Annotated in this window: 24 protein-coding genes; 11 read left to right on the forward strand and 13 right to left on the reverse strand. The window is 69.1% G+C overall.

What is annotated here, in order from left to right; genetic code table 11:
- The first annotated feature begins 63 nt into the window (after window positions 1-63).
- The 4 genes from G406_RS0126245 (at window position 64) to G406_RS0126260 (ending at window position 3857) form a co-directional block, all read left to right on the forward strand.
- Window positions 64-1548, forward strand: a complete 1485-nt coding sequence (locus tag G406_RS0126245; RefSeq protein WP_028936054.1) for a sodium:solute symporter family protein — start codon at window positions 64-66, stop codon at window positions 1546-1548.
- A 77-nt stretch (window positions 1549-1625) separates the two neighbouring features.
- Entirely contained in the window at window positions 1626-1925 is a 300-nt protein-coding gene (locus G406_RS0126250; protein ID WP_028936055.1) for a hypothetical protein, read from the forward strand.
- 135 nt (window positions 1926-2060) lie between these two features.
- The gene (locus tag G406_RS57345) at window positions 2061-2393 is read left to right on the forward strand and encodes a hypothetical protein (protein WP_156935178.1); all 333 of its coding nucleotides are present in this window, start codon (window positions 2061-2063) and stop codon (window positions 2391-2393) included.
- 249 nt (window positions 2394-2642) lie between these two features.
- Window positions 2643-3857, forward strand: a complete 1215-nt coding sequence (locus tag G406_RS0126260) for a PucR family transcriptional regulator (RefSeq protein WP_028936057.1) — start codon at window positions 2643-2645, stop codon at window positions 3855-3857.
- 90 nt (window positions 3858-3947) lie between these two features.
- Here G406_RS0126260 and G406_RS0126265 read toward each other — a convergent pair whose 3' ends face one another.
- Window positions 3948-4712 (reverse strand): SDR family NAD(P)-dependent oxidoreductase, encoded by a 765-nt coding sequence (locus tag G406_RS0126265; protein WP_028936058.1) that lies wholly within the window; start codon window positions 4710-4712, stop codon window positions 3948-3950.
- Entirely contained in the window at window positions 4712-5476 is a 765-nt protein-coding gene (locus G406_RS0126270; protein WP_028936059.1) for an SDR family NAD(P)-dependent oxidoreductase, read from the reverse strand. Before G406_RS0126270 ends, G406_RS0126265 begins: the two co-directional genes overlap by 1 nt.
- 166 nt (window positions 5477-5642) lie before the next feature.
- Between G406_RS0126270 and G406_RS0126275 the strand changes: the two genes are divergently transcribed.
- The 3 genes from G406_RS0126275 (at window position 5643) to G406_RS0126285 (ending at window position 8785) form a co-directional block, all read left to right on the forward strand.
- Window positions 5643-7220, forward strand: a complete 1578-nt coding sequence (locus G406_RS0126275) for an AMP-binding protein (RefSeq protein ID WP_028936060.1) — start codon at window positions 5643-5645, stop codon at window positions 7218-7220.
- A gap of 51 nt (window positions 7221-7271) precedes the next feature.
- Window positions 7272-8396, forward strand: coding sequence for a DUF5938 domain-containing protein (locus G406_RS0126280; RefSeq protein WP_028936061.1), 1125 nt, complete (start codon window positions 7272-7274; stop codon window positions 8394-8396).
- A 95-nt stretch (window positions 8397-8491) separates the two neighbouring features.
- Entirely contained in the window at window positions 8492-8785 is a 294-nt protein-coding gene (locus tag G406_RS0126285) for a YggT family protein (protein WP_028936062.1), read from the forward strand.
- A 544-nt stretch (window positions 8786-9329) separates the two neighbouring features.
- On the opposite strand, the gene G406_RS0126290 is transcribed toward G406_RS0126285, so the two are convergent.
- From G406_RS0126290 to G406_RS57350, 7 genes are all read right to left on the reverse strand, one after another.
- On the reverse strand, window positions 9330-10031 hold the full coding sequence (locus G406_RS0126290) for a hypothetical protein (protein WP_028936063.1): 702 nt from the start codon (window positions 10029-10031) through the stop codon (window positions 9330-9332).
- A 112-nt stretch (window positions 10032-10143) separates the two neighbouring features.
- A complete protein-coding gene (locus G406_RS50065) occupies window positions 10144-11157 on the reverse strand; it encodes a glycoside hydrolase family 43 protein (RefSeq protein WP_051342709.1) in 1014 nt (337 codons plus the stop codon).
- A gap of 180 nt (window positions 11158-11337) precedes the next feature.
- Entirely contained in the window at window positions 11338-11556 is a 219-nt protein-coding gene (locus tag G406_RS0126300) for a ferredoxin (protein ID WP_037078946.1), read from the reverse strand.
- Window positions 11553-13472, reverse strand: coding sequence for an NADH-ubiquinone oxidoreductase-F iron-sulfur binding region domain-containing protein (locus G406_RS50070; RefSeq protein WP_245607222.1), 1920 nt, complete (start codon window positions 13470-13472; stop codon window positions 11553-11555). The genes G406_RS0126300 and G406_RS50070 overlap by 4 nt, the downstream gene beginning before the upstream one ends.
- 3 nt (window positions 13473-13475) lie before the next feature.
- Complete coding sequence (locus G406_RS0126310) at window positions 13476-14045, reverse strand: ferric reductase-like transmembrane domain-containing protein (RefSeq protein ID WP_028936065.1); 570 nt, start codon at window positions 14043-14045, stop codon at window positions 13476-13478.
- 3 nt (window positions 14046-14048) lie between these two features.
- Entirely contained in the window at window positions 14049-14987 is a 939-nt protein-coding gene (locus tag G406_RS0126315; RefSeq protein WP_342666242.1) for an FAD:protein FMN transferase, read from the reverse strand.
- Window positions 14984-15409 carry a hypothetical protein gene (locus tag G406_RS57350; RefSeq protein ID WP_156935179.1) on the reverse strand — a complete coding sequence of 142 codons (426 nt, stop codon included), beginning with the start codon at window positions 15407-15409 and terminating at the stop codon, window positions 14984-14986. Before G406_RS57350 ends, G406_RS0126315 begins: the two co-directional genes overlap by 4 nt.
- Before the next feature lie 500 nt (window positions 15410-15909).
- Between G406_RS57350 and G406_RS50075 the strand changes: the two genes are divergently transcribed.
- Entirely contained in the window at window positions 15910-17259 is a 1350-nt protein-coding gene (locus G406_RS50075; RefSeq protein ID WP_051342710.1) for a MinD/ParA family ATP-binding protein, read from the forward strand.
- A gap of 53 nt (window positions 17260-17312) precedes the next feature.
- On the opposite strand, the gene G406_RS50080 is transcribed toward G406_RS50075, so the two are convergent.
- On the reverse strand, window positions 17313-18332 hold the full coding sequence (locus G406_RS50080) for a GDSL-type esterase/lipase family protein (RefSeq protein ID WP_051342711.1): 1020 nt from the start codon (window positions 18330-18332) through the stop codon (window positions 17313-17315).
- Between the two features lie 189 nt (window positions 18333-18521).
- Between G406_RS50080 and G406_RS0126330 the strand changes: the two genes are divergently transcribed.
- Genes G406_RS0126330 through G406_RS50090 form a run of 3 tightly spaced genes read left to right on the forward strand, consistent with a single transcriptional unit; the run spans window position 18522 to window position 21140 of the window.
- Window positions 18522-18710, forward strand: coding sequence for a PspC domain-containing protein (locus G406_RS0126330; RefSeq protein WP_028936067.1), 189 nt, complete (start codon window positions 18522-18524; stop codon window positions 18708-18710).
- A gap of 50 nt (window positions 18711-18760) precedes the next feature.
- Window positions 18761-20371, forward strand: coding sequence for an apolipoprotein N-acyltransferase (lnt, locus tag G406_RS50085; RefSeq protein WP_211241257.1), 1611 nt, complete (start codon window positions 18761-18763; stop codon window positions 20369-20371).
- Window positions 20372-20399: 28 nt separating this feature from the next.
- Window positions 20400-21140, forward strand: coding sequence for a polyprenol monophosphomannose synthase (locus G406_RS50090; RefSeq protein ID WP_245607223.1), 741 nt, complete (start codon window positions 20400-20402; stop codon window positions 21138-21140).
- Between the two features lie 91 nt (window positions 21141-21231).
- Here G406_RS50090 and G406_RS0126345 read toward each other — a convergent pair whose 3' ends face one another.
- From G406_RS0126345 to G406_RS0126355, 3 genes are all read right to left on the reverse strand, one after another.
- Entirely contained in the window at window positions 21232-21576 is a 345-nt protein-coding gene (locus tag G406_RS0126345; RefSeq protein WP_028936068.1) for an RNA polymerase-binding protein RbpA, read from the reverse strand.
- Between the two features lie 240 nt (window positions 21577-21816).
- Window positions 21817-23169 (reverse strand): MFS transporter, encoded by a 1353-nt coding sequence (locus G406_RS0126350; RefSeq protein WP_245607224.1) that lies wholly within the window; start codon window positions 23167-23169, stop codon window positions 21817-21819.
- Window positions 23166-23963: a glycerophosphodiester phosphodiesterase family protein gene (locus G406_RS0126355; protein ID WP_028936070.1), complete on the reverse strand. Its 798-nt coding sequence runs from the start codon at window positions 23961-23963 to the stop codon at window positions 23166-23168. Before G406_RS0126355 ends, G406_RS0126350 begins: the two co-directional genes overlap by 4 nt.
- Window positions 23964-24098 lie beyond the last annotated feature (135 nt).

A 24098-nucleotide genomic window follows, 5' to 3' on the forward strand; every position in this document is an offset into this window, starting at 1 on the left:
ACGTCTGGCCGCATTGCCGCCGGCCGGTGTCGAGCCGGGTGGCGCTGTTCGAGAGGAGCGACAATGGATGTCGCCGTTGTGGTCGTCTATCTGGTAGCCATGATCGCCTTCGGGTTCTGGGGCAAGCGGCGGGCCACCACCCAGTCCGACTTCCTTGTCGCCGGGCGTCGCCTGGGCCCGCTGCTCTACTCCGGGACCATGGCCGCCGTCGTGCTCGGCGGTGCCTCCACGATCGGCGCGGTCGGTCTCGGTTACCAGTACGGGCTGTCCGGCATGTGGCTCGTCGTCGCGATCGGCGTCGGCATCGTGGCGCTGAGCCTGCTGTTCGCCGGGCGGGTCCAACGGCTCGGTGTCTACACGGTGAGCCAGATGCTCGAGCTGCGCTACGGGCCCGGCTCCAGCCTGCTGTCCGGTGTGGTGATGTGGGCGTACACGCTCATGCTGTCGGCGACGTCGACGATCGCGTACGCCACGATCTTCGCCGCCCTGCTGGACCTGCCGAAGATCACCGCGATCGTGATCGGCGGGGGAGTGGTGGTCATCTACTCGACACTCGGCGGGATGTGGTCCATCACGCTCACCGACTTCGTCCAGTTCGTGATCAAGACGGTCGGTGTCTTCCTCATCCTGCTGCCCATCGCGGTGCACCGCTCCGGAGGTTTCGCCGGTCTGGCCACGCAGCTGCCGTCCAGCGCGCTGTCGCTCACCACGATCGGTGGCGGGACGATCGTGACCTACTTCGTCGTCTACAGCTTCGGCCTGCTGATCGGTCAGGACATCTGGCAGCGGGTGTTCACCGCGCGCAGCCCGGGTGTCGCGCGCTGGGCCGGCACCGCCGCCGGCGTCTACTGCCTCGCCTACGGCGTGGCGGGCGCCCTGATCGGCATGACCGCCAAGGTCCTGCTGCCCACGTTGAGCAGCCGGGACGACGCGTTCGCGAGCCTGGTCGAGGCCACGATGCCGCCGGTGCTCGCGGGACTCGTGCTCGCCGCGGCGCTCGCGGCGGTCATGTCGACCTCCAGCGGCGCACTGATCGCCACCGCGACGGTGTTCAGCCAGGACATCGTGGGCCGGCTGCGGCGGGGCAGGGAGGCTTCGCCGGCCGAGCCGGGCACCGTTGAGAGCGACGCGCACGAGGTCCGTGGCAATCGGCTGTACGTCGCGGGGTTCGGCGTGGTCATGGTGCTGATCGCCTGCCTGCTGCAGGACGTGGTCGCCGCGCTGACCGTGGCCTACGACATCCTCGTCGGCGGGCTGCTGGTACCCATCCTCGGCGGCCTGCTCTGGCGCCGGGGGACCAACCGGGGCGCGCTGGCCGCGACCGCGGTCGGCGTCGTCGGGACACTCACCACGATGCTCGCGCTGGGTGACATCTATGCCAACGAACCGATCTACGTCGGGATCCTCGGCGGCCTGATCGCCTTGGTGATCGGAAGCCTCACCTCGCCGCCGGCCGCTCCCGAGGTCCTCGACCACTGGGACCGGCGCTCCGGTGCCACACCCTCGTCGTCGGAGGTGTCCTCGCGGGCTCGGACCGAGAGGGCCTAGTTCTCGTCCGGCGCGTGCGATCGGCGCCCAGAGGTGCGGCCGAACGGCGGCTTCGCCGTTACTGCTCGTCGGAGCCGATGGTCGACCTGCCAATCTGGCGTTCCCCGTCCACGCCCCGAGAGCTGGTCACCGTGACGCTCGCATCACCCAGCCGTACTTCCGGCCGTGTCATCCCACCGTCGGTCTATCCGGTCGTGCCACGGCCCAGGGCGCGCCTCGGGCTGCATCCGCCCTCGGTGGCCGAGGAGCCGGTGGACTCGGAGGAGCTCGGGGACGAGTTCGAAGAGTTGCTTGACGAGTCACCGATCGAAGAGACGGCGAAGCCGGGATGGTGGCGTCGCAGACGCCGGGCCGAGGACCGAGCAGTGATCAACTAGGCCGGTCGGGTGGTTCCTGACGCCCCGCGGCAGGTGATCAACAATGACCCCTCGCGCTGATGCTCTCGCGCCGCTACGGTTCGCGGCGGATCAAGGTCAACAAGCCGGGCCGTGCCCGGCTGGGGGGAGAGCACAGTGGGGACGATTCGACCCGGTAGACGCGCGACCGCTCTGCTCGCGGCGACGTTGCTCGCGGCGGGGTTGGCACTGTCCGGGTCTTCGGTGTCAGGGCCGACGGCGGGCTCGGCGTCGACTACGTCGGCGGGCGCTCGCCACGACGTGGCCGACACCGGCAGCCGGGGACGCGCCGTGGCGGCAGCCGGCTGGACCGACGCGCGGTCGGCGGCGGACGCCGGCGCGCGACCACACCATGCGATCGACCTGGCCTTCGCCCGTGCGGCCTGGTCGGCGCGGGGCGACCAGCAGGAGATCGTCACCGTACGTGCTCGACCGAGGCCGACTGGATGAAGGTCGGGGCGTTCCGTTTGCGCCGATCTCTGATATCACAACCTTCTTGGGTGACGGCTGACGTACGACGTGCGCTGCTAGTGTGAGCCGGGTCGCACTGATTGGCTCCCGGTCACAAGCCGGTTGCCGGTTGTCGTGCCGCCGACCCAGTGACCGAGTTGCGGTGCCATGACAGCGTCATGGACGCAGGCTGAGCCGGGTCACTGCTGACCTGCACGCGACGACGTGGTCGAGAAGCGAGGAGCGCCTGTGTCGGTAACCATTCTCGAACCTGGCTCCAACCTGCTGGTACGCGGCCTGGCCACGCGTGTGGACGTCACAGCCATCGGCGAGTCGGTGCGCGACGCCATCCTGGCGACCGTCTTTCCCGACCGGGTGCAGGACGACACGTTCGTCGCGTCGCTCGGCCGGTGCTCCCGGGAGAACGTCGCCGGCGTCGTCGAGGTGCTGGCCGGCCGCAGCGCGCTGCGAGACGTCGACGGCCACTGCGCGCGGGAGTTCGCGGGACTGGTCGCCCGGCTGGGTATCCCGTTGTCCGAGCTGGAGCGCTCGTACTGGGTCGGTGTCGAGCGACTGTGGCAGGACTGGTTCGACCTGTGCCGGATGACATCCTCCGAGGGCAAGGCCGAGCTGCCGGACCTGCTGGGCGGGTCGACATCGCTGTTGTTCGGTTACGTCGACCGGGTACTGACCCAGGTCGTCGACCGCTATGCGCTCGTTGCCGAGGAGATGTCCGCGACCTGCGAGGACCGGCGACGAGAGGTCGTGCTCAAGCTGCTGGACGGGTCGGTGACCGAGGCGGGCGAAGCCGTTGATGCGCTGCTCGGCTACCGCATGCGAGCGACCCACGTCGGTCTGCTGTTCACCTCGGAGAACAGCAAGGACGTCGCCAGGACCCTCGCCGCGTTACGTGAGGCGAGCAAGGCGCCGGTGTCGCTGCTAGTGCAACCCGACGCCGGGACCTGGTTCGGCTGGCTCGGCTACCACGACGGCGTGGACAACCGGAGGTTGGAGAAGCTACGCCTGGCTGCCACCGAGATCGGTGAACCGGTGGCGATCGGTGAGCCGGGGCGCGGTCTGGCCGGGTTCCGCCGCTCGCACGAGACAGCGCGGCGTACCTCGGATCTGCGTACCACACTTCGCCGGCCCGACACCTGCCTCTGCGCCCGCGACCTCCGCCTGGAGACGTTCCTGCTGGAGAACACCGAGTCGGCGAGGCGCTTCATCACCGACGAGCTGGGCGGTCTCGCGGCGGACACCGATCGCGCCCAGCGCATCAGGGACACCCTGCTGACCTGGCTGTCGGTCGGCTCGCAGGCCAAGGCGGCGGTGGAGCTGGGCGTCCATGAGAACACGGTCCGGATGAGGGTCCGCTGCGCCGCGGAGGAACTGGGAGCGGCACTGGCGGACCGTCGCACGGAGCTCCTGGTGGCCCTGCGCCTCTGCGAGGCCCTGGGCCCGTAACCCGGGTAGCTCGCACAGATCGTGTGTACGCCGCACAGAAGCTCCGGCCTCTGTGCGGCGTACACGCACTCTGTGCGAGCTAGTGGAGGGTCAGACCAGGCTTGCGCTCATGCCCCCGTCGACCACGAAGGCCGAGCCGTTCGAGAAGCGCGAGCGGTCCGACGCCAGGAAGGCGGCCAGGGGGGCTACGTCGCTGACGTCGCCTAGACGGCCCTGGGCCTGGTTGATGATCGCGCCGAAGTCGTCGATGCCCAGGCCCTGCTCAAACTGCGAAGCGCGATCCAGCACCAGGTCCGTGCCGATGAAGCCGGGGCAGATCGCGTTGACCCGCACGCCGTGCCCACGCAGCTCCACGGCCGCGGTCTGGGTCAGCGAGATGACCGCCGCCTTGGCGGCCGCGTAGTGCGCGATCAGCGGTGAACCCGCGAAGCCGGTGATCGATGCCATCGTGATGATCGAGCCGCCGCCGGAGGCAGCCATCGCCCGTCCCGCGTAGCGGACCGAGGAGAAGACACCGTCCAAGTTGACCGCGAGTACGGAGCGCCAGGTCTCGAAGTCCATCTCGGCGACCGAGGTCACCGTGGCGATGCCGGCGTTGGCCACCATGATGTCGAGGTTGCCGTGCCGTGACACGACGTCCTCGACGAGAGCGCCCACGGCGGCGTCGTCACGGACGTCGAGTACCGCGGACTCGCCCCGGTTCAGTCCCTCCGCGGTCTTCGCGGCCCCGTCGCCGTCGATGTCGGTGACGACGACGATGGCGCCCTCGGAGGCGAGCTCGGCGGCGACCGCGGCACCGAGGCCCTTGGCCCCTCCGGTGACGATCGCGATCTTGTCCTTCAGTACATCAGTCATCAGAACAGGCTCCCGGTCAGTCCGCTGTCCAGTACGTAGTGCGAGCCGGTGACGAACTTGGCGTCGTCCGAGGCCAGGAACGCCACCATCTCGGCGACCTCCTCCGGCGTGCCCAACCGTTGCTGCTTGACGGCGACGACGTCGTCGAACTTCGCGCCGGTCGCGCCCTCGAACGGGTTGACCAGGCGCTCGACCATCTTGGTGTTGATGAACGACGGGCACACCGCGTTCACCCGGACACCGTGGTCGCGCAGTTCCACCGCGGCCGTCTCGGTCATGCGGAGAACCGCGGCCTTCGACGCGCAGTACGAGCCGAGCAGCGGCACACCACCGAGCCCGGCGACGGACGACATGTTGACGATGTTGCCGCCACCGGAGGCGATCAGCGCCGGGGTCGCGTGCTTGATACCGAAGAACACGCCCTTGACGTTGATGCTCATGACGCGGTCGAACTCTTCTTCGGTCTGCTGCACGAGCGGCTTGCCGATCTCGATGCCGGCGTTGTTGACCACGATGTCCAGGCCACCGAGGTGGTCGACGGCCGCCTGGATCGAGGACACGACCTGCTCCTCGGAGGTCACGTTGCACACGACGCCGAACGCGGCGTCGCCGAGATCCGCGACGGTCTTGTCGAGCAGATCCCCGTCGATGTCGGAGAGCACGACGCGGGCGCCCCGCTCGATGAACAACTCGGCGACGGCGCGGCCAAGGCCTTGGGCGGCGCCCGTCACGAGTGCTCGCTTGTCTTTGAGGTCAGAGAGCATTGCCGGAGGCTATTGCCCCCGGTGGGGCCGCCGGTATGTCGGAATCCCACTGTCGGCGTCCGAGGCACCGTGGGGTCTCGACATTGGCCCCGTCACCCGGAGCGGCCATGATCCTCGGTTAAGTCTGATCGAAGCTCCCATACGTGAGTCACGGAAGGACCAATACATGTTGGTGCACAGCGCCGGCGCATTGATAGAGCGTTGCGGGCAGGCATTCGGTCCGCGCACGGCTGTCGTGCACGGCGACCGGAGGATCACCTACACCGAGCAACTGGCGCGCATCCGGCAGACCGGGCGCGCGCTGCTCGACCTCGGACTCACCAAGGGCGACCGCGTCGCGATCCTGATGTCGGATCGGCCGGACCTGCTCGACGTGTTCTACGGGGCGCTGTGGGCCGGGCTGTCGGTGAACCCGCTCAACGCGAAGATGGACGCCGAGGACCACGCCTACATCATGGGCAACTCCGGTGCCAAGGTCGTCGTGCACGACTCCAGCAAGGCCGACACGATGGCGAAGGTCCGGGCGCAGACCGAGTTCGAGCTGAAGCTCGAGCACGTGCTGAGCGTCGACGACGACGCGGTCCTCGATGGCGGTAGCCCGCTGTCCCGCCTGACCCAGGCGCAGTCCGACGGCGCCGGCCTGCCGGTCACCACGCCGGAGGACCGGCTCGGCATCTTCTACACCGGTGGCACCACCGGCCGGCCGAAGGGCGTCGAGCACACCCACCGGTCGTTCATCTCGGCCTGGATGAGCGAGCTGCTCGAACTGGGCCTCGGCGAAGGGGACGTCTTCGGGCACGTCGCTCCGCTGACCCACGCCGGAGGCCTGTTCGTGCTTCCGGTGTGGATGCGCGGCGGCACCAACGTCGTCCTCGGCGGCTTCCGGCCGGAGCAGTTCATCGACGCGGTGGTGAAGGAGAAGATCACCGCCTCGATGATGGTGCCGACCATGCTCTACGTCCTTCTGGACAGCCTGAAGAACGGCAAGGAGGGTCTGGAGTCGCTCGAGACGGTCATCTACGGGGCCTCGCCGATGGGCAAGGAGCGTCTGTTGCAGGCGCTCGACACGTTCGGTCCGATCTTCGCCCAGCTCTACGGGCAGACCGAGGCGCCGAACCAGCTCTGCGTGCTGACCAAGGGTGACCACGCGGAAGCCCTCCAGACCGGCAACCACGAGCCGCTGTCGTCCTGCGGGCGTCCGGTGGCGATCGCGGACGTGCGGCTGTTCGACGACGACATGAACGAGGTCGAGCACGGCCAGTCCGGTGAGATCGTGGCCCAGGGCCCGCACTTGATGACCGGGTACTGGCAGCTGCCCGAGGAGACCGACAAGACGCTGCGCAACGGCTGGCTGTGCACCGGTGACGTGGCGAAGGCCGACGACCGGGGCTTCCTGTACATCGTGGACAGGAAGAAGGACATGATCATCTCGGGTGGCTTCAACGTCTACCCGAAGGAAGTCGAGTCGACCCTGTTCGGGCACCCCGCGGTCAAGGACGTCGCCGTCATCGGCATCCCCGACGAGAAGTGGGGCGAGAGCGTCAAGGCGGTCGTGGTGAAGGACCCGGACGTGCAGGCGGACGAGGCCGAGCTGATCGCCTACGTGCGCGGCCGCAAGGGTGCCGTGATGACCCCGAAGTCGGTCGACTTCGTCGACGCCATCCCGCTCACCGCCGTCGGCAAGCACGACAAGCCGGCGTTGCGCGCCCAGTACTGGGGCGGCCGCGACCGCGGCGTGAACTGACCTCTGAGCCGAGTCCCGACCCTTTTCAGCTAGCGAAGGCAGGAAGAGTTAGTGAGCACTGACAAGCCCGTTATCATTTATGGCGCGAGCGGATATACCGGCCGGCTGGTCGCGGAGTTCCTGCGCGAGTTCAACCTCCCGTTCATCGCCGCGGGGCGCAACGCGAAGAAGATCACCGAGGCCATCGAGACGGTGCCCGGGATCGACACCATCTCCTACGACGTGGTCGAGGTCGAGCACACCGTCGAGGCGCTGACCGAGCTGTTCACCGGCGCGCAGGTCGTCTGCAACACGGTCGGCCCGTTCGCCAGCTTCGGCGACGTGGTCGTGCAGGCCGCGCTCGCGGCCGGCGTGCACTACCTCGACACCACCGGCGAGCAGAACTGGACCCTGCACGCCCGCGACACCTACAGCCGCAAGTTCGCCGATGCCGGTCTGCTGCTGGCGCCGTCGACGTCCTACATGCACACCGTCAGTGACATCGCCTCGAACATCGTGCTGGAGCACGAGGGCATCGACAGCCTCGACATCCTGTGCCTGTTCTCCGGAACGCCGACCTTCGCATCCACCCAGAGCATCTTCACGATCCTGGCCGCCGATCACTACTACCTCGAGCAGGACAAGCTCGTGCAGTGGCCGGCCAACTCGGTGTCGAAGGTGCAGCTGCCCGGTCAGCACGAGGTCTACACCGCGCTGCCCTGGGGCGGTACCGCGCTTCCGGTGTGGTTCCAGGACGACCCGAGGGTGGCCAACACCAGGGCATTGTCGGGTGTGTTCGACCAGCAGCTGATGGAGGGCGTCGCCCAGATGGCACGCCACTTCGAGGAGAACATCAAGCCGCTGCCCAAGGACGAGCAGGACAAGGCGCTGCAGGAGCAAGCATCCGGCGTCCAGGGTGGCATGCCGCCCAGGGAGAACCGCCGGATTCACCGCACCCTGGACTCGGTGTACGGCCGCGGACCGAACAAGCTGGTGCACTGCGTCATCCACGGCAATGCCACCTACCTGCAGACCGGTGCGATCCAGGCCTACGCGGCCCGGCAGCTGATCGTGTCCGGTTCCCGCAAGTACGGTTTCGCGTCGGCCTGCGCCGCATTCGGCCACCGCGAGATCCTCGGCATGCTGCAGGGCTTCGGCTTCGTGGGCGACCCGATCGTCACCGGCCACGTCGGCTAGATCGTCGTCACGGCGGCACGAATGTGGCTTCGGGGACGTTCAGCGTCCCTAAAGCCACATTCGTGCGGCTCTGAGTGGAATGGCATGCTAGAGACATGAATATCGGGGTCCAGTACGCCATCTACTACGTGCTGTTCTTCTTCTGGCTCGCGCTGGTCACCCGGCTCGTCGTTGAAGTGGTCAAGAGCTTCGCCCGTCACTGGCGCGGTCCGTCCGGCGTGGCGGCGGGGTCGCTCGAGGTGGCGTTCGTGGTGACCGATCCGCCGATCAAACTGCTGCGCAAGCTGATCCCGCCGGTTCGGCTCGGGTCGGTCGATCTGGATCTGTCGATCACGATCCTGTTCTTCGTGGTGTTCATCGCCATGCGGTACGCGCACGCCGGGCTGTAGGCACTCAGCATGTGACGAGGGGCGGCGATCCGACCGGGATCGCCGCCCCTCGTCGTCCGCGTACCGCGAAGCTCGGACAGAGGTCCTCTACGCCGCACAGAGGCCCAGGCCCAATGCCACTTGGCTCAAGCGGATCATCGTGAGTGACCCGCGGCTTTGTCGGCGGTCCTGTCTACTACAGCCTGGACCGGGGTGGGTGAGGTTCGGGGCCGGATGTTGTCGCTGGCCGGTGGTCGGGGTGCGCGGGCTGCGCTCGACAGCCACCCAACCATGATCACCACGGTCTGGTAGCTGATTTCGCGCGAAAATTCAGCCATCACACCGTGGTGATCAAGAAATGCCGGTCAGGGGTGCGACTTCGCAGAGCCTCACGTCGCGTCGCAGACACTGCAGTGTTTGCGACGCGACACGACGCTCTGCGAGGTGAGGTGAATGAGACTGGTGGGGCCGGTGGTGTGCTGGTGCGCGAAGCATCCGGAGCTTCTGTGCGGCGTGCACCCGGTCTGTGCGAGCTGGTTTCTCACGGTGGATCGGGTCGGAACGGTCAGTCGGAGACGCGGTGCTTGCCGACGTAGCCGTAGCCCATCGAGTCCGGGCCGAACGAGCTCCGGTGCGAGCGGCTGACGACCTGACGGATCGAGTCGCTGCCCGACGACGCCCAGTGGCTGCTGATCCGCCTGCCCAGCTGGCCCTGCAGCTGCCGCGCGGAGCGAGCGGTGGTGTTGCGACCGCCGTGATCGAGCCACTGGTCACCGACCTCGCGGATGATCTGACGGCTCAGCTGGTCGGCGAACTTCCGGCCGGCGTCGCGGTGCCGGGGGGTCACCGTGCGGATGATGTCTTTCGGCAGACGGTCGATCCGGCGGACGACCTTGTTCACCGGCGCGGTGGTGCGGCGGACGGTCGCCAGCGGGGCGGCCAGTGTCCGGGTGACCGGTTTGGTCGCCGAGTGGATCAGGTCACGTGCGGTGGCGGGCAGCTGGACCGGGGGCGCGCTCGGCCGGCTCGGTGCGGCCTCCGGCGCCGGTGCCTCGGGCGCGGCCAGGTAGGGCGCGGACGCCGGAGGTTCGGCCGGCGACTGTGTGGTGGCGCCACCGGCACCCTTGGACGGCATCGCCTGTGGAATGCCCTCGACGGTGCCGAGCGGGCTCGGCGAGGACTGCAGGTTGACCGCGCTCACGGTGCTGATCGAGCCCAGGAACAGGACCGAGCCGGCAAGCGCGATCCGAGTGGGCAGCGGGTGCATCGTGACAACTCCGTTTCGCCGGGGACCTGGTCACTATCTGGATCATCGTGACGGGGTCCGTCGGCGTTATCCGAACAACACGATCGTGTAACGACGTTCGGATCAGTGCTGCTCAGCGTTGTACCGAGGGCGGTGTCGACTGACCGTTGAGTTGCACCTTCGGCAACCCGTCCTTACCCCACACGAGTCCGGCCGCGAACATTCCGCGCTGGAATCGCCCGATGTCGGCATGGAACACCAGATAGTCGTGAGTGCCGCCGAGAACGACCTCCTGGCCGCCGGGATTCGCGTACTTCTTGTTCAGCGTGTTCCCGTCGAGCAGCGTTCCGGGGTGTTTGACGAATGGGCCGGCGAGACTCGACGCGGACGCATAGTTGATGAAGTACCGGCCGCTGTTGTATCTGTTTCCGGAATAGAAAAGTATGTACTTCCCACCGCGCCGCACGAGCGTGGGTGCCTCGACGACCTGCGCTTCCTCTGGCCGGTCGGAAGTGAGCAGCGCGCGCCGCTGGCCGACCGGGGTGATGCCGTCCGGGGTCAGTCGCTGCAGCCAGATGGTCGTGCCGTTGTTCTGGCTCGTGTAGAGCAGGTAGCGCGTGCCGTCCGCGTCGGTGAACGGCATCGGGTCGATGCTGTCGCGGTACTGCGGGCGGCAGATCAACGGCGTCGTGCCGTCCGGGGTGAACGGTCCCTTCGGTGAGCTCGACGTCGCCACGCCGATGCAGTGCACGTTGAGCTTGGCGTCCTGCGCGGTGAAGTACAGCAGGTAGCTGCCCGGACCTCGGCTCACCACCGCCGGGGCCCACACCGAGCTGGCTCCGGTGCGGTCCTTGGCCACCCAGGCCGGCAGCTGCGGCAGGGCGTCCCCGGCGTCGGCCCACTTCCCGGCGCCCGGACCACTCGCCGAGGTGGACTGGAACACCGGGACGTGCCGGCGGGTCGTGCCGTAGACACTCGAGGTGGAGTAGGCGTAGTAGGTCTTGCCCACCGCGAGGATCGACGGGTCGGGGAAGTCCCGTGCGATGACCGGTGCGACGAGGGGTGCGGCGACCGCCGCGACGACCGCCGTCAGAGCAGGGCCAACTTTTGCGGCGCACGCCCATAGGGTGCCGCTGAGCGGGAGCATAGCGACAGAAAGTAGCGGATGACTGACCGAAAGCGTGGCAACGTCGGTCCGGCGTGTCTATTCATCACGGTCAGTCGTAACTTAATGCAATATCAAACAAATAGCCGCGCACATCTTTCTGATTAGTCCCTATTGTCTCATTAATCTCTTCAGTAACACTGATCGGGTGATGATCGACGATCAGGTGGTGTCCTGGCGCAAGCGCAACGCGAGCGCGGGGCATGCCGCGGCGGCGCGGCGGGCGTGGGCGAGCAGCTCCGGAGGCACCGGACGGTCGGCGAGCATCGGATAGCCCCACTCGTCGAGGCTGATCAGCTCCGGCAGCAACTCCTCGCACAGGCCGTGCGCCCGGCAGCCGATCGGGTCGAGCTTCAACCGGGTGGGGGTCGACGTCCTCATCTCCATCCTTCCTGAGCGCGCGAGAGCTCGGCGATCATCGGCAGCGCCGCGACGTCGGGACGGCCGCAGGCGCGGCCACGCAGGTGCGCCTCCACGTCCTCGGCGAACACGGTGAGCGCGCTGGCGGCCAGCCGCACGGCCCCGTCGGGGTGAGCGCATGCGCCGCGACCTGGGATGACACCGAGCCGGGAGCGCAACCGCTCGTTCGTCTCCGGATCGACGCGACCCGACGCGAGGCCGACGAAGTCCTCGGCGACCGAGGGCAGGCCGAACATGCACGGTCCGCACTGTTTCGCCGACTCACCGGCCAGGTAGCTCAGGATCGCGGAGGTGACCGAGAGGCCGCAGGCGTCGTCGGGCAGCACCACGACCGACGCCACACCGAGACCGACGCCCTCGGCCGCACACCCTTCGTGGGACAACGGCAGGTTGCCGGTCGCGGGCAACGGCAGCCAGCTACCTCCGAGCCCGCCGAGGAGCATCGCCTGGGCGCGTCCGACGGTTCCCCCGGCGAGACGCAGCAGGCGACCTGCCCGGATGCCCGGGTCGACCTCGTAGACACCGGGCCGCTGCACGGCCCCGCCCACGGTGACCAACATCGTGCCGGGGGACTGCTCGGTGCCCCTCTCGCGGAACCAGTCGTCGTCGTTGCGGGCCAGCAGCGCCAGGTGGGCGAGCGTCTCCACGTTGTCGACCAGCGTCGGCCTGCCCTGCACCCCGCGTTCGGACGGCAGCGGCGGGGACGTCGTCGGCCGGGCGTCCCCCTCGGTCAGGAACCGGACCAGGGCGTTCGCCTCGCTGGCCACATAGCGGTCGGGCGTGGTGACGACATGGATGTCGCACGGGTCGTCCGTGCGCTCGCCGATGGCGTGCTCCACCGAGTCGATGAGCGGGCTGTCCCGGTGGATGCACAGGATGGCCTGGTCGGCGCCGACCGCGTGGGCGGCGAGCGCGATCCCGTCGAGCACCAGATGCGGTGCGCTGTGCAGCAGCAGCCGGTCCTTGTCGCTGGTCGGATCGCCCTCGCAGCCGTTGGCCACGACGACCGGCCTGCGTCGCGCCGTCGCGGCGTCGAGCACCCCCGCCATCTTGCGCGCGGTGGGGAAACCGGCGCCGCCTCGCCCGCGCAGGCCCGATCGGGTGGTCAGTGCGACCAGCCGGTCCGCGCCGAGTCGTCCCGCGAAGTCGGCACGAGGCAGCGGGCCGTGCCGCTCCAGGTGCTCGGCGAGCCCGGCGGGGCGAGCCGTCTCCAGCCAGCCGGCGAGTAGCCGTGGCTCGGCCTCCTCGGTCCGCCTGGTTGCTGGGCTGTTCGGCGCCTCCTCCGCCGGCTCGGCGGGTGGTGCGGCGACCGGTTTGGTGAGCAGCGCGGTGGAGCGGGGGTCGCGTTGTGCCGCAGCGGCGGTGGGGATCGCCGCGGTCCGCGGTTCGGGCACCGCGCGCAACGGTTGCCGGGCCGGAAGCGGGACACGTTGGCGCGACGGCGGTGGCGGCCGAAAGTCCGGGGGCGGAGGCGGCGGCGCGTAGGCCGAGGGGGGCGGGGTAAGCCATCCGTCGTTCGGCGGGGGAGGGCCGGGTGGGGAGAACCGGGGTGCGAGGCTGCTCTCCGGTGCGCTCCACGGCAGGTCAGCGGGTCGTGCCGGCGGCCGGGCGGGCACAACCGGTACGGGCTGCGACCCGACGGCGCCACGCTGAGCCGGGACCGATCGGTCCGTGCGCTGGCGTTCCGCCAGTGCGTGGCGGGGCGTGCCCGCCGCCCGAGCGGTGCGGCCCTGGATCGGGATCGGTTGCGTCCGGTCGGCCGTGGAAGGATCGATCCACGACGGCGCCAGGAGCGCCAGCGCCGGCGCGCCGTGCGGATCGCGTGGGACGGAGCGGTCGGGAAGGTTCTGCTCGGTACGAGACGAGTGACGGCCCACGGGTCACCTCCCGCCGACGGTCGCGGTCCTGCGGACCTCGGTGTCCGGGTGGCTGCCCATCCGCAGCCGCCAGCCGACGGCGATCAGCACCGCCACCGTGCAGCCGGCGTTGAGGCCGATGACCCAGCTCAGCGTCGCGTCCTTTCCGCCGATGCCCAGACCGTGGACCAGACCGATCGGCCAGCACGCGTACCCGGCCCAGTGCACACCGCGCCACAGCCGATGACTGATGTGGCCGCGCAGCACACTCGTGAGGAACACCGCGAGCAGCAGATCGAGCGCGATCGCGCCCAGGCCGAGCCAGAACGGGTGGTAGACCGACACGAACGGCACCACGGCGTCCACCCACCGGATGCCCGCGTAGGGGTCGATGATCGCGGTCGACACGTGCACCGCGAGGAACAGCATGGTCAGCAGCGACACGTTGCGGTGCAGCGCGGCGAGGGTGAACCTCGGCCAGCGGTCACCGGCGACCCTGCCCACGCCGATGACGCCGAGCACGAGGCTCAGCGTCAGCAGCGGCAGCGCGACCAGCCCGGTCGCCCGGCTGGCGAACCAGAGTGCTTGGTCCACCGGTCAGTCTCCTTCCTGGGTGTTCGGCCAGTCGGCGGTGTGCACGACGTGTCCTTCCGGGCTGACCAGTCGTGCCGGCAGCCCGAGACGATCGAGCCAGCCCGGGGCCGAAGCGCCCATGACGATGGCGGCGGTCGTGGCGGTGTTCGCGTCCACGCAGGTGGCCGCCGCGACGGTGACCGTCCGCCAGGCCGGGCTCGGGTTGTCTCCGGTCCGTGGATCCACGATGTGATGGCGGCGTCGCCCGTCGCGCAGCCACGACCGGGCGACCGTGCTGGAGGTGGCGAGCCCGCCGCTGGTGACGGTCACCGTCTGGTCCGGCCGGTCCCAGCCCTGCCGGTGGTCGTCGGCGAGCGCGATCCGCCAGCCACCCTCGGGAGCGTCGCCCATGGTGGCCAGGTCACCGCCGAGACTGACCAGCACACCGCAACCGGCGGCCTCGGCACAGCGTCGAGCGGCACGATCGGACGCCAGCGCCTTCGCCGTGGCCCCGAGATCGAGGCCGACACCGCGAGGCAGCACGATTTCACCGCGATCCGGGTCCCACCGCACCCGCCACCAGCCCGGTGCCGCACGGGTGGCTCCGACCGGTGTCCGATCGGGTTCGATCAGAGCGAAGTCACGGTCGTAACCGAGGTGGCTGACCGAGTCGGCCACGGTCGGGTCGACCAGCCCGTCGGTCAGCTCCGCGGCGCGCAACGCGACCTGCAGCGCCTCACCGAGCAGCGGGCTGACCGTGACCGTTCGTCCGGCGCGGCGCCGCAGCCGCGAGATCTCGGAGTCGGCGCGGAATCTGCTGCAGGTCCGGTCGATCGCGGCGAGCTCGTCCCGCAGCGTTTCGGACGCGGCATTCATTCGAGCGGGGTCCATGACGAGCAGCAGCGCTGAGGTACCCAGCGCATCGAGCTCGTAACGCGCGGGCGAGTCGAGGACCGTACTCACGAGCCACCCGATGAGGCATGCGGGCTTTCCGAGGGCGCCGTCTTCTTTTCCGATTGCTTGGTACTTGTGGTGCCGCTGGTGTTCGAGCCATTCCGTGGTGTGGTTGAAGGCGCACGTAGTGGCGTGGTGGGACGGGTCGATTTCTCGGCGGCCGCGGCGGGGGCGTGCGCCGGCGCGGCCTGGGTCGGAATGACGGCGGGCGCCGGGGCATTCCCCACCGGCGCGGTCCGGGCGATGTCCGCGACGCCGTCGACCGATGCGGGCTGCGCGGCTTCGGCCTTGGGCGGTTGCCCGGAGGCGAGGACCGCGCCGAAGGCCACGGCGAGTGCCGCCGCGCCGGTAGCGCCGGTCGCGGTGACCAGGGCGACACGGCGGCGCCCACGATCACGCTGACGACGCAAGCTGCGAAGATGTTGGCTCATGAGCGTTCTGGCTCCTCGGTTCGGGGGTTCGGTCCAGCCACGCCCCTCCAGGGGGCGGCTGCGCCTGTCGGCTCGAGCGGTCCGCTGGGGATCGGACCGGGGGAGCACGAGCCGTCGGCGTGGAGCACGACGGAATCTAGGCACCGGTCCGTGCCGAGGGCGCGAACATGAGAGTGCGGGTTACGCGCGATCGGCGACAGGTGGCCCAATCGCGTCGACGAACGCAGGGTTGCTCCACTCGCCGGGACCGCTACACCGTTCGGAGCCGTACCCTGCTCAGGTGACCGGAATTGGCCGACATCCAGCGCAACGAGCAGCTGTCGAACGAAGGGTTCGCCGCGTGCCCTCGGTGCATACAAGTACCGCGAGTACGGGTAACTGATTAGGCTGTCAACTGTCGGCAATGCCAGTGACGATTTTCTCCGAGTGTTCGGCAAGCGGGAGTGAGTGAAATAGGGGACATGTCCGTACATCAGTGCGCCTTGCCCGGGTGCGAGGTGATGATCGATCAGGTGCCTGGCAAGCCGGCGCGCAAGTACTGCAGCGCCGCGCACCGAGCGGCCGGGCGGCGGCTGCGCGGTGGTCAGGAGGACGACGGCATGGATGCCGAGTTCGAGCCGATACCGATCCAGCTCCCACAGACCCAGGAAGCCCAGCCCGCCGCCGCTCAGGGCAACGGCAGCCGTGTCTCCGTCGGTGCGCCCGCGCGTCAGGCATCGCCGTCGGACATGCCTGAGAGACCGGCTCCGTCCCCGTCCGGCACCGGCGGGCAGCAGGCCGTTCGGCGGCCGGCGCCACGGCCACAGTCGGGACCGGGTGGCGGCGGGGCCGCCAACCCCCCTCTGGATCCGGGGTATGGACCTACCGGCGGCCAGGGCGATCCCTTCGATCACGCACCGGCGGGACCCGCCCGCCCCTCGCAGCACGGAGCTCCCATGTCGGGAAATTCGCCGTTGACCGACGACATGATCGTCCGGCCGAGGGCGCAGCGGCCGACGATGGGATGGCGCAAGGCCGTCTACTCGGCTTCCGGTGGCCGGTTGAACCCGGGCGTCAGCGAGGCGGAGGCGGCGCGCAACGTCCTGCTGCGGCGTGTGCGCAGGCACCTGCCCGGTGCGCACCAGATCGCGGTGAGCTCGCTCAAGGGTGGTGTCGGTAAGACCACCGTGTCCGCTGTGCTCGGGCTGACGTTGGCCGAGCATCGCGGTGACCGGGTCGTCGCGCTGGACGCCAACCCGGACGCGGGAACTCTCGCGGACCGGTTGACCGGCGAGGTCGGTGTGACCGTCCGCCAGATGCTGGACAACATCGACAGCATCGACTCGCTGACCGCGGTCTCGCACTTCACGAGCCTCGCCGGTCGTCTGCAGGTGCTCGCCTCCGAGCAGGACCCGGCGATGAGCGAGGCGTTCAACCGGGGCGAGTACGAGCAGATCTGTGCCGTCCTTGCGCGGTTCTACAACATCATCATCACCGACTCGGGCACGGGACTGGTGCACTCCGCGATGGAGGGCACCCTGGCGCTGGCCGACTCGCTGGTGGTGGTCGGAGCCCCGACGGTGGACGGCGCGTCCCGTGCGTCGAAGACGCTGGACTGGCTCGTCGCGCACGGCTACGCCGAACAGGTCGCCGACGCCGTCGTGGTCCTGTGCTGCGACCGGGTCAGCCCGGAGATCGACAGGGAGCGGGTCCGGGCGCACTTCCTCGGCCGCTGCCGCGCGGTGGTGGAGATCCCGTTCGACCCGCACCTGGCGACGGGTGGCCGCCTGGACCTCGGCGCGATGCGCGACGAGACCCAGATGGCCTTCCTGGAGCTGGGCGCCCTGATCGCGGACGAGTTCTCGGCCTGAGCATGGGCCCGGTGACTCTTCGCGGCCCGAAGAGTCACCGGGTCGCCGCGTGCTCAGGGGATCGGCAGCGGGACAGCGGGGGCCTGGAGGGTCAGTCGTCCTGAGACGCACTGGGCCTGGGGCGCGGCGCTGCGGACGAACTGGCTGACGCAGCCTGCCAGCTGGGCGTGGCCCTGGGCGTTCGGGTGGTAGGACTCCTGGGCCACGTGGCCGAGCGCCGCGAAACCCTCTTTGATGAACGCCTTCGTGTTGACCGTGAGCCGCCGCTGCCATTCCGGGCCGGCCGCGGTGCACGCCTCGTGGCCCTCGGTCGCCCTGGAGAGGTCCAGGAACCTGGCGCCGACGCGGTCGGCAACCTCGTGCAGTGCCGAGGACAGCTGGGGCACCGCGACTGTGCGGCCCCACTGGGCGTCCTCCTTGCGGTACGGGCAGCCGACGAACCCGTGGCTGCGCCCCATCCGTTCGGTCACCGGGGACGGGTAGGAACCCAGCACCAGCACGTAGTCCTGGTCCTGGTAGCCGGCCTGCCGCATCGCGGAGCGCACGTCGGTGAGCGCCTTGACGACCTTCGGTTGCATCGCGGCGAGCCTGCCCGGCCACTCCCGTGCCAGCGCGACCGAACAACCCGGCTTGCTCGGGCTCACGTAGGCGACCACGCAGCTGACCATCGAGCTGCCGAACCCGGGGTCGTCGTTGGCGCCGAGCTGGGCGACGATCGTGGTGACCCGGTACTTCCTGGCGACGGCGGTCAGTCGCTGCGCCTGTGAGCCCTCCGTGTAGTGCTCGTCGCCACCGAAACCGACATTCGCCGACGTGGCGCCCGAACAGGCGAGGTTGACCGCCGTCGTAGCGAGACCCGTGCGGTTGATGTAGGCGTTGGGGGAGCGATGACACCAGTCACCGCCCTCACCCGCTGTGCCCGGCTCGTAGCTCCCGGCGCCCTCGCCGGACGCGGAGCTGTCACCCAGGGCGACGATCGCGGTGGACGTCGCGGGAGCGGCGGACGCCGTGGATACGCCGATCAAGGGCGCTATCAGGCAGGTCAACGACGTGACGAACACGAGGAGTGACATTCTACCGAGGCGTCGGGCCATTCGATCACCGTAATCAGTGAGGCGGCTGTGAGTGAGCGCTCGAACGGGTAGATCTCGGGGTCGAACCCTGAGTGATGTCCGGGAAGACCACGAGTTCAGCTGGGCCGGAAAACGGGCAGTCTGAGAACTGGAGCGACGCAGCGCGCGTCGCCGACGAAGGAGGAACTCGTGAGCTCCACGCTCAGCCGCCCACAGAGCGGGAAGGTCATCGCCGGAGTGTGCGCCGGCCTCGCCGACCGGTTCGGGATGAGCCCGTTCATGGTTCGGCTGCTGTTCCTGTTGTCCTGCCTGCTGCCCGGCCCGCAGTTCGTGATCTACCTGATCCTGTGGGTGATGATGCCGAAGCGCGCCTACTGATCGGACCGGGTGACCGGTGCTGACCCAGCACCGGACACTATCCTGACCGGGTGACCGCCACCCCGACCGCCGACCGGGTGACGACGCGTCGACAGTGGCCGGGGTGGCTCGCGGCCGGTCGAGTGCTCGCCGCGCCTGTCGGTGGCGTCCTGCTCTACCTCGCGTGTGCGCCCCGGACCCTGTGGTGGCTCGCGCCGCTGGGGCTTGCGCTGTTCGCCCTTGCGCTCAGGGACCGCCGGTGGCGGGCCGGGCTCGGGATCGGGTTCCTGTTCGGGCTCGGCTACTTCGTGCCGTTGCTGCCATGGATCGGGATCTACGTCGGCCCGGTGCCCTGGCTCGCACTGGCCGGGTTGGAAGCCCTTCTGCTCGGGCTCGGCGCCGCACTCATCGCCCAGGTCGACAAGCTCCCGTGGCGGCCGGTCTGGGCGGCCGCGCTGTGGGTCGCGACCGAGGCGTTCACCTCGCGCGTCCCCTGGGGCGGATTCTCCTGGGGCAAGGTCGCCTACTCCCAGGCCGACGGGCCGTTCGTCTGGCTGGCGTCGATCGGCGGCACGCCACTGGTGTCCTTCGCCGTGGTGCTCGTCGGGTTCGGTCTTGCCGAGCTGGCGGGTCTGGTCCCCTCCTTGAGGCTGCCGGGCAGGGCATGGCCGGTCGGTGCCGTGTGCGTCGTCGTCCCCCTGCTACTCGCCCTGCTGGCCGACGCGGTGCCGATCGGGCTCACCGAGGCCGGACCCCAGAAGACGGTGACCGTCGCCGCGGTGCAGGGCAACGTGCCTCGCCTCGGACTCGACTTCAACGCGCAGCGCCGAGCGGTGCTCGACTACCACATCCGGCGGACCCTGCAGCTGGCCGACGACGTCGACGCCCACCGCGTACCGCGTCCCGACCTGGTGATCTGGCCGGAGAACTCCTCCGACATCGACCCGCTGCGCAACTCCGACGCCTACACCGAGATCAGCAACGCGGTGAACCGGATCGGCGTCCCGCTGCTGGTCGGCACGGTGCTGGTGCAGCCAGACGGCCAGCACACGACCAACTCGTCCCTGGTCTGGCAGCCGGGGGTCGGACCGGTGCAACGCAACGACAAGCGGCGGGTCCAGCCATTCGGCGAGTACCTCCCGTGGCGCGGCTTCTTCCGGCTGTTCTCCTCCTACGCCGACCGCGCCGGCTTCTTCGTGCCCGGCACCGGGACGGGTGTCGTGCGGATGGCGGGAGTGTCGGTCGGCGTGGCGATCTGCTGGGAGATCGCCTTCGACGACCTGGTGAACGACAGCGTCCGCAACGGCGCCCAGATCCTGGCCGTGCCGTCGAACAACGCCACGTTCGGCAAGTCCGAGATGACCTTCCAGCAGCTGTCGATGTCCCGGTTGCGCGCCGTCGAACATGACCGAGTGGTGGTGGTCGCGGCGACGACGGGGGAGAGTGCGATCATTGCTCCGAACGGTGCACTGCTCGCCACCACACCGCTGTTCACACCGGCGGCACTGGTCGAGCGGGTTCCACTGCGCACGACCACTACCCTGGCCACCCGATGGGGAGAGTCGCCCGAATGGGCGCTCACCGTACTAGGTCTGGCAGCGCTGGGGTTTGCGCTGCGCGGCAGGCGCCGCCGACGGACCAACGATGCGACGAACGACAGTCGAGAGGACGAGAATGGCTGACCGGCCCTCAGCGGACCGTAACGAGTCGATGCTGGTAGTCATCCCGACCTACAACGAGAAGGACAACCTGCTGCCGATCGTGCGGCGGTTGCACGCCGCCGTGCCGGCCACGGATGTGCTCGTCGTGGATGACGGCAGCCCGGACGGGACGGGTGAGATCGCGGACGGCCTCGCCGCCGAGGACTCCCGGGTGAAGGTCATGCACCGGCAGGGCAAGGGTGGCCTCGGTGCCGCCTACCTGGCGGGTTTCGCCTGGGCGCTGGACCGCGACTACCAGGTCATCGTGCAGATGGACGCCGACGGCTCGCACCCGCCGGAGACGCTGCCCGCGATGCTGGACCGCCTCGCGGACGCCGACCTGGTCATCGGGTCACGTTATGTGCCCGGCGGATCCGTGGTGAACTGGCCGAAGCACCGGGAGTTCCTGTCCCGGGGCGGGAACCTGTACTCGCGCCTGGCGCTGGGTGTGGGTATCCGGGACATCACCGCCGGCTATCGGGTGTTCCGCCGCACGGTGCTCAGCGAACTCGCGTTGGACGAGGTCCAGTCGCAGGGCTACTGCTTCCAGATCGACATGGCGTGGCGCACGGTGCGCGACGGCTTCCGGGTCGCCGAGGTCGCGATCACGTTTACCGAACGGGAACGCGGCGACTCGAAGATGAACGGGTCCATCGTGCGTGAGGCCCTCTGGCAGGTCGCCATGTGGGGTGTCCGCAGCAGGCTCGGAATCGGCTCCGACGGCAGGCCGAAGGACACCGTCTCCGCCTGACCCACACAGCACTGTGGGCCTGGTCCGAGATGGACCAGGCCCACAGGGTGGTTGCGCGCGTCAGTTCGTGCCGGTAGTTCGCCGGGTGGCGTCAGGCGCTCTTGGTACGACGTCCACGCAGTTCTTCGAGACGCTCAGCGAGGAGCTCGTCGAGCTCGGCCAGCGACCGGCGCTCCAGGAGCATGTCCCAGTGGGTGCGCGGCGGCTTGACCTTCTTCGACTCCGGCTCGACGCCGTCGATCAGCTTGGAGACGTTGCCGTGAAGGCGACACTCCCAGGTCATCGGAGGTTCTGCGTCGTCGGAGAAAGGTACGTCGAAGTCGTGGCCCTTCGGGCAGGCGTACTGGACCGACCGGCGCGGCGCGAGGTCGTGATTGCGGTCGGTCTCGTAGCTGACAGCCCCGAGCCGGCTGCCTCGCAGCACACGGTCCGCCATGATGTAGTCCTTTCACCTCGTGGCCCGGAGGAGGGATCCCGGGCTCGCAGCACCTCGTGTAACGTCGCCTCTAGCGAATACGTTCCCTCTCCGGCACGTCGGTCGACGTGGCGTCGATGACGCTTGAGCCAATCGCGTGCCGTCCCTGAGTGTCCCCTACATGTCGGGATTGCAATCACTTTTGTGACGGGGTAGCCATATGTGAGCCGCGTCACACCTGAAGTTACATCCTGGCAAACACTAGACGAGTCGAGGCTCCGGGTTGCCCGCCGCACGGATACCACGACGAACCGGCACCAGTGTGGTTACCCCGAACCCGATCATCAGAAACATCACGAGCGAAAGAATCGCCGGACGGTACGACCCGGTGGCCTCGGCGACGAGGGAGAAGACCAGCGGACCCAGTGACGAGGTGCCGCGTTCGCCGAGCGTGTAGAGCGCGAAGTACGCCGCCTGACTGCCCTTGGGCACCAGCTGGCTGTACATCGATCGGGACAGGGCGGGCGTTCCTCCGACGACCAGGCCGATGCCCAGTGCCAGCGCATAGAACTGCAGTCGTTGGCCCGGCTGGACGAAGTAGGCCGCCGCGATCACGACCACCCACACCGCGAGGCTGATCAGGATCGTGCGTTTTGCGCCGATCCGACCGGCCAGCCAGCCGTGGGCCAGCGCTCCACCGAAGGCGACGAACTGCACGATCAGGATCGTCACGGTGAGCACCTCGACGGGCAGCCCGAGCTCCTGGGAGCCGTAGAGGCTCGCGGTGGTGTTGACCGTGTTGATCCCGTCGATGAAGATCAGGAACCCGACGAGGAACGCGAGGGTGATCGGCAGGCGCCTGGCCTGGGCGACCGTCCGCGCGAGCTGCCGGAAGCCTTCGGACAGGACCGGACCGTCCGGCGGCGCGGCGACCGGTGCCCGATCCCGCAGCCGGGCGAGCGCGACGACGGTGAACGCGGCCCACCAGAGACCACACATGACAAAACACAGCCGGATCGCGTCGGCCTGGCTCAGCCCGAACACGTCGCGGGCCTGGATAAGCGCGATGTTGAGCGCCAGACACAGCCCACCGCCGAGATAGCCGAACGCCCACCCCTTCGACGAGACCGCGTCGCGTTCGTCAGCGGTCGCGATGTCGGCGAGGAAGGCGTAGTAGACGACGACCGAGGCGTAGTAGCAGACGTTGGCCAGCGCGAACAGGACCGCGCCGAGCCGCCACGACGTTCCGTGCAGTACCGCCAGGCCGCAGGTCGCCGCCGCGCCTGCGAACGCGAAGCCGCCGAGCAGCGCGCGCTTGTGTCCGGTCCGGTCCGCGATCGCCGCGGTGACGGGCAGCACGAGCAGCTGGAGAACCGTCGACGCGGCGAGCAGGAACCCGAACAGCGAGCCGGCCTGTACCGAGAACCCGAACACCGGGACCCCGCACCCGGTCAGTGCGGTCACACAGGGCTGTCCCATCGACCTGGCGTCCGCGCGCACGATCTCGGTCAGGTACAGCGAGAAGAACACGGCGAGCACGGAGGTCTTGAAGACCGTGTTCGCCCAGTCGTAGATGCACCAACCGCGCTGCTCGGCATCCAGTCGGCTCGTCACCGGCCCGGCCACTCGCCGCGGTCGGCCAGCACGTCGCGCAGCATGTCCGGACGATCGGTCACCAGGCCGTCGACGCCCATGTCGAGCAGCTCGCGCATCTGAGCGGAGTCGTTGATGGTCCACACGTGGACCTCCATGCCGAGTGCGTGTGCCTCGGCGACCAGCGAGGGGTCGACGACGGTCAACCTGCCGTGCCGGCGCGGCAGCTGGGCCAGCTGGGCCATGACCGGCAGCCGGGAGCCGAGCGGGCGAAGGCGGGCCTGACGCAGCCAGCCTCGGGTCCGCAGCGCGACGGCGTCCCTCGGCGAGCAGGACGTGATCAGCTTCGGACCGGCCGCGGCGCGCAGCCGGGTGAGCCGGGTCGCGGAGAAGGACGCCAGGCACACCCGGTGCCACGCGTCGGTCGAGTCGAGGAGCCGCAGCGTCGGTTCGACGGCCGGGTCGGCCTTCACGTCGATGTTGAGTAGCGCATCCGGCAGGCTCTCGATGACCTCGCGCAGGGTGACCACCGGCTCGCGTCCCGCGATTCGTGCTCTTCGGACCTGCTCCCAGGTTTGTGCGGCGATGGGACCGACGCCGTCGGTCGTCCGATCCAGGGTGCTGTCGTGTGACACCACGACCACGCCGTCGGACGTCGCGTGGACGTCGATCTCCAGGTAGCGGAAGCCTTCGTCGAGGGCCCGCCGGAAGGACGACAGCGAGTTCTCCATGCCGGTCAGCTCGTCGAGCTGCCAGCCCCGGTGCACCAGGGCGCGAGGGAACGGGCCGGTCAGGTACGGATGGGCCTCGGTCACAGTGTCCGGACGCTACCCGAAAGCCCGCGCCCGGTCCGGCAGCGCCGGAGCCGGCCGGGGATCGTTGTCCGAGATTTCACTCGCTTCGAGATTTGTGATCACAGATCACCAAGTTGTACAGTGAGGTGGACCACG

Source organism: Actinospineispora spinosispora DSM 44797 (genome assembly GCF_000429025.1).
GTDB lineage: Bacteria > Actinomycetota > Actinomycetes > Mycobacteriales > Pseudonocardiaceae > Pseudonocardia > Pseudonocardia spinosispora.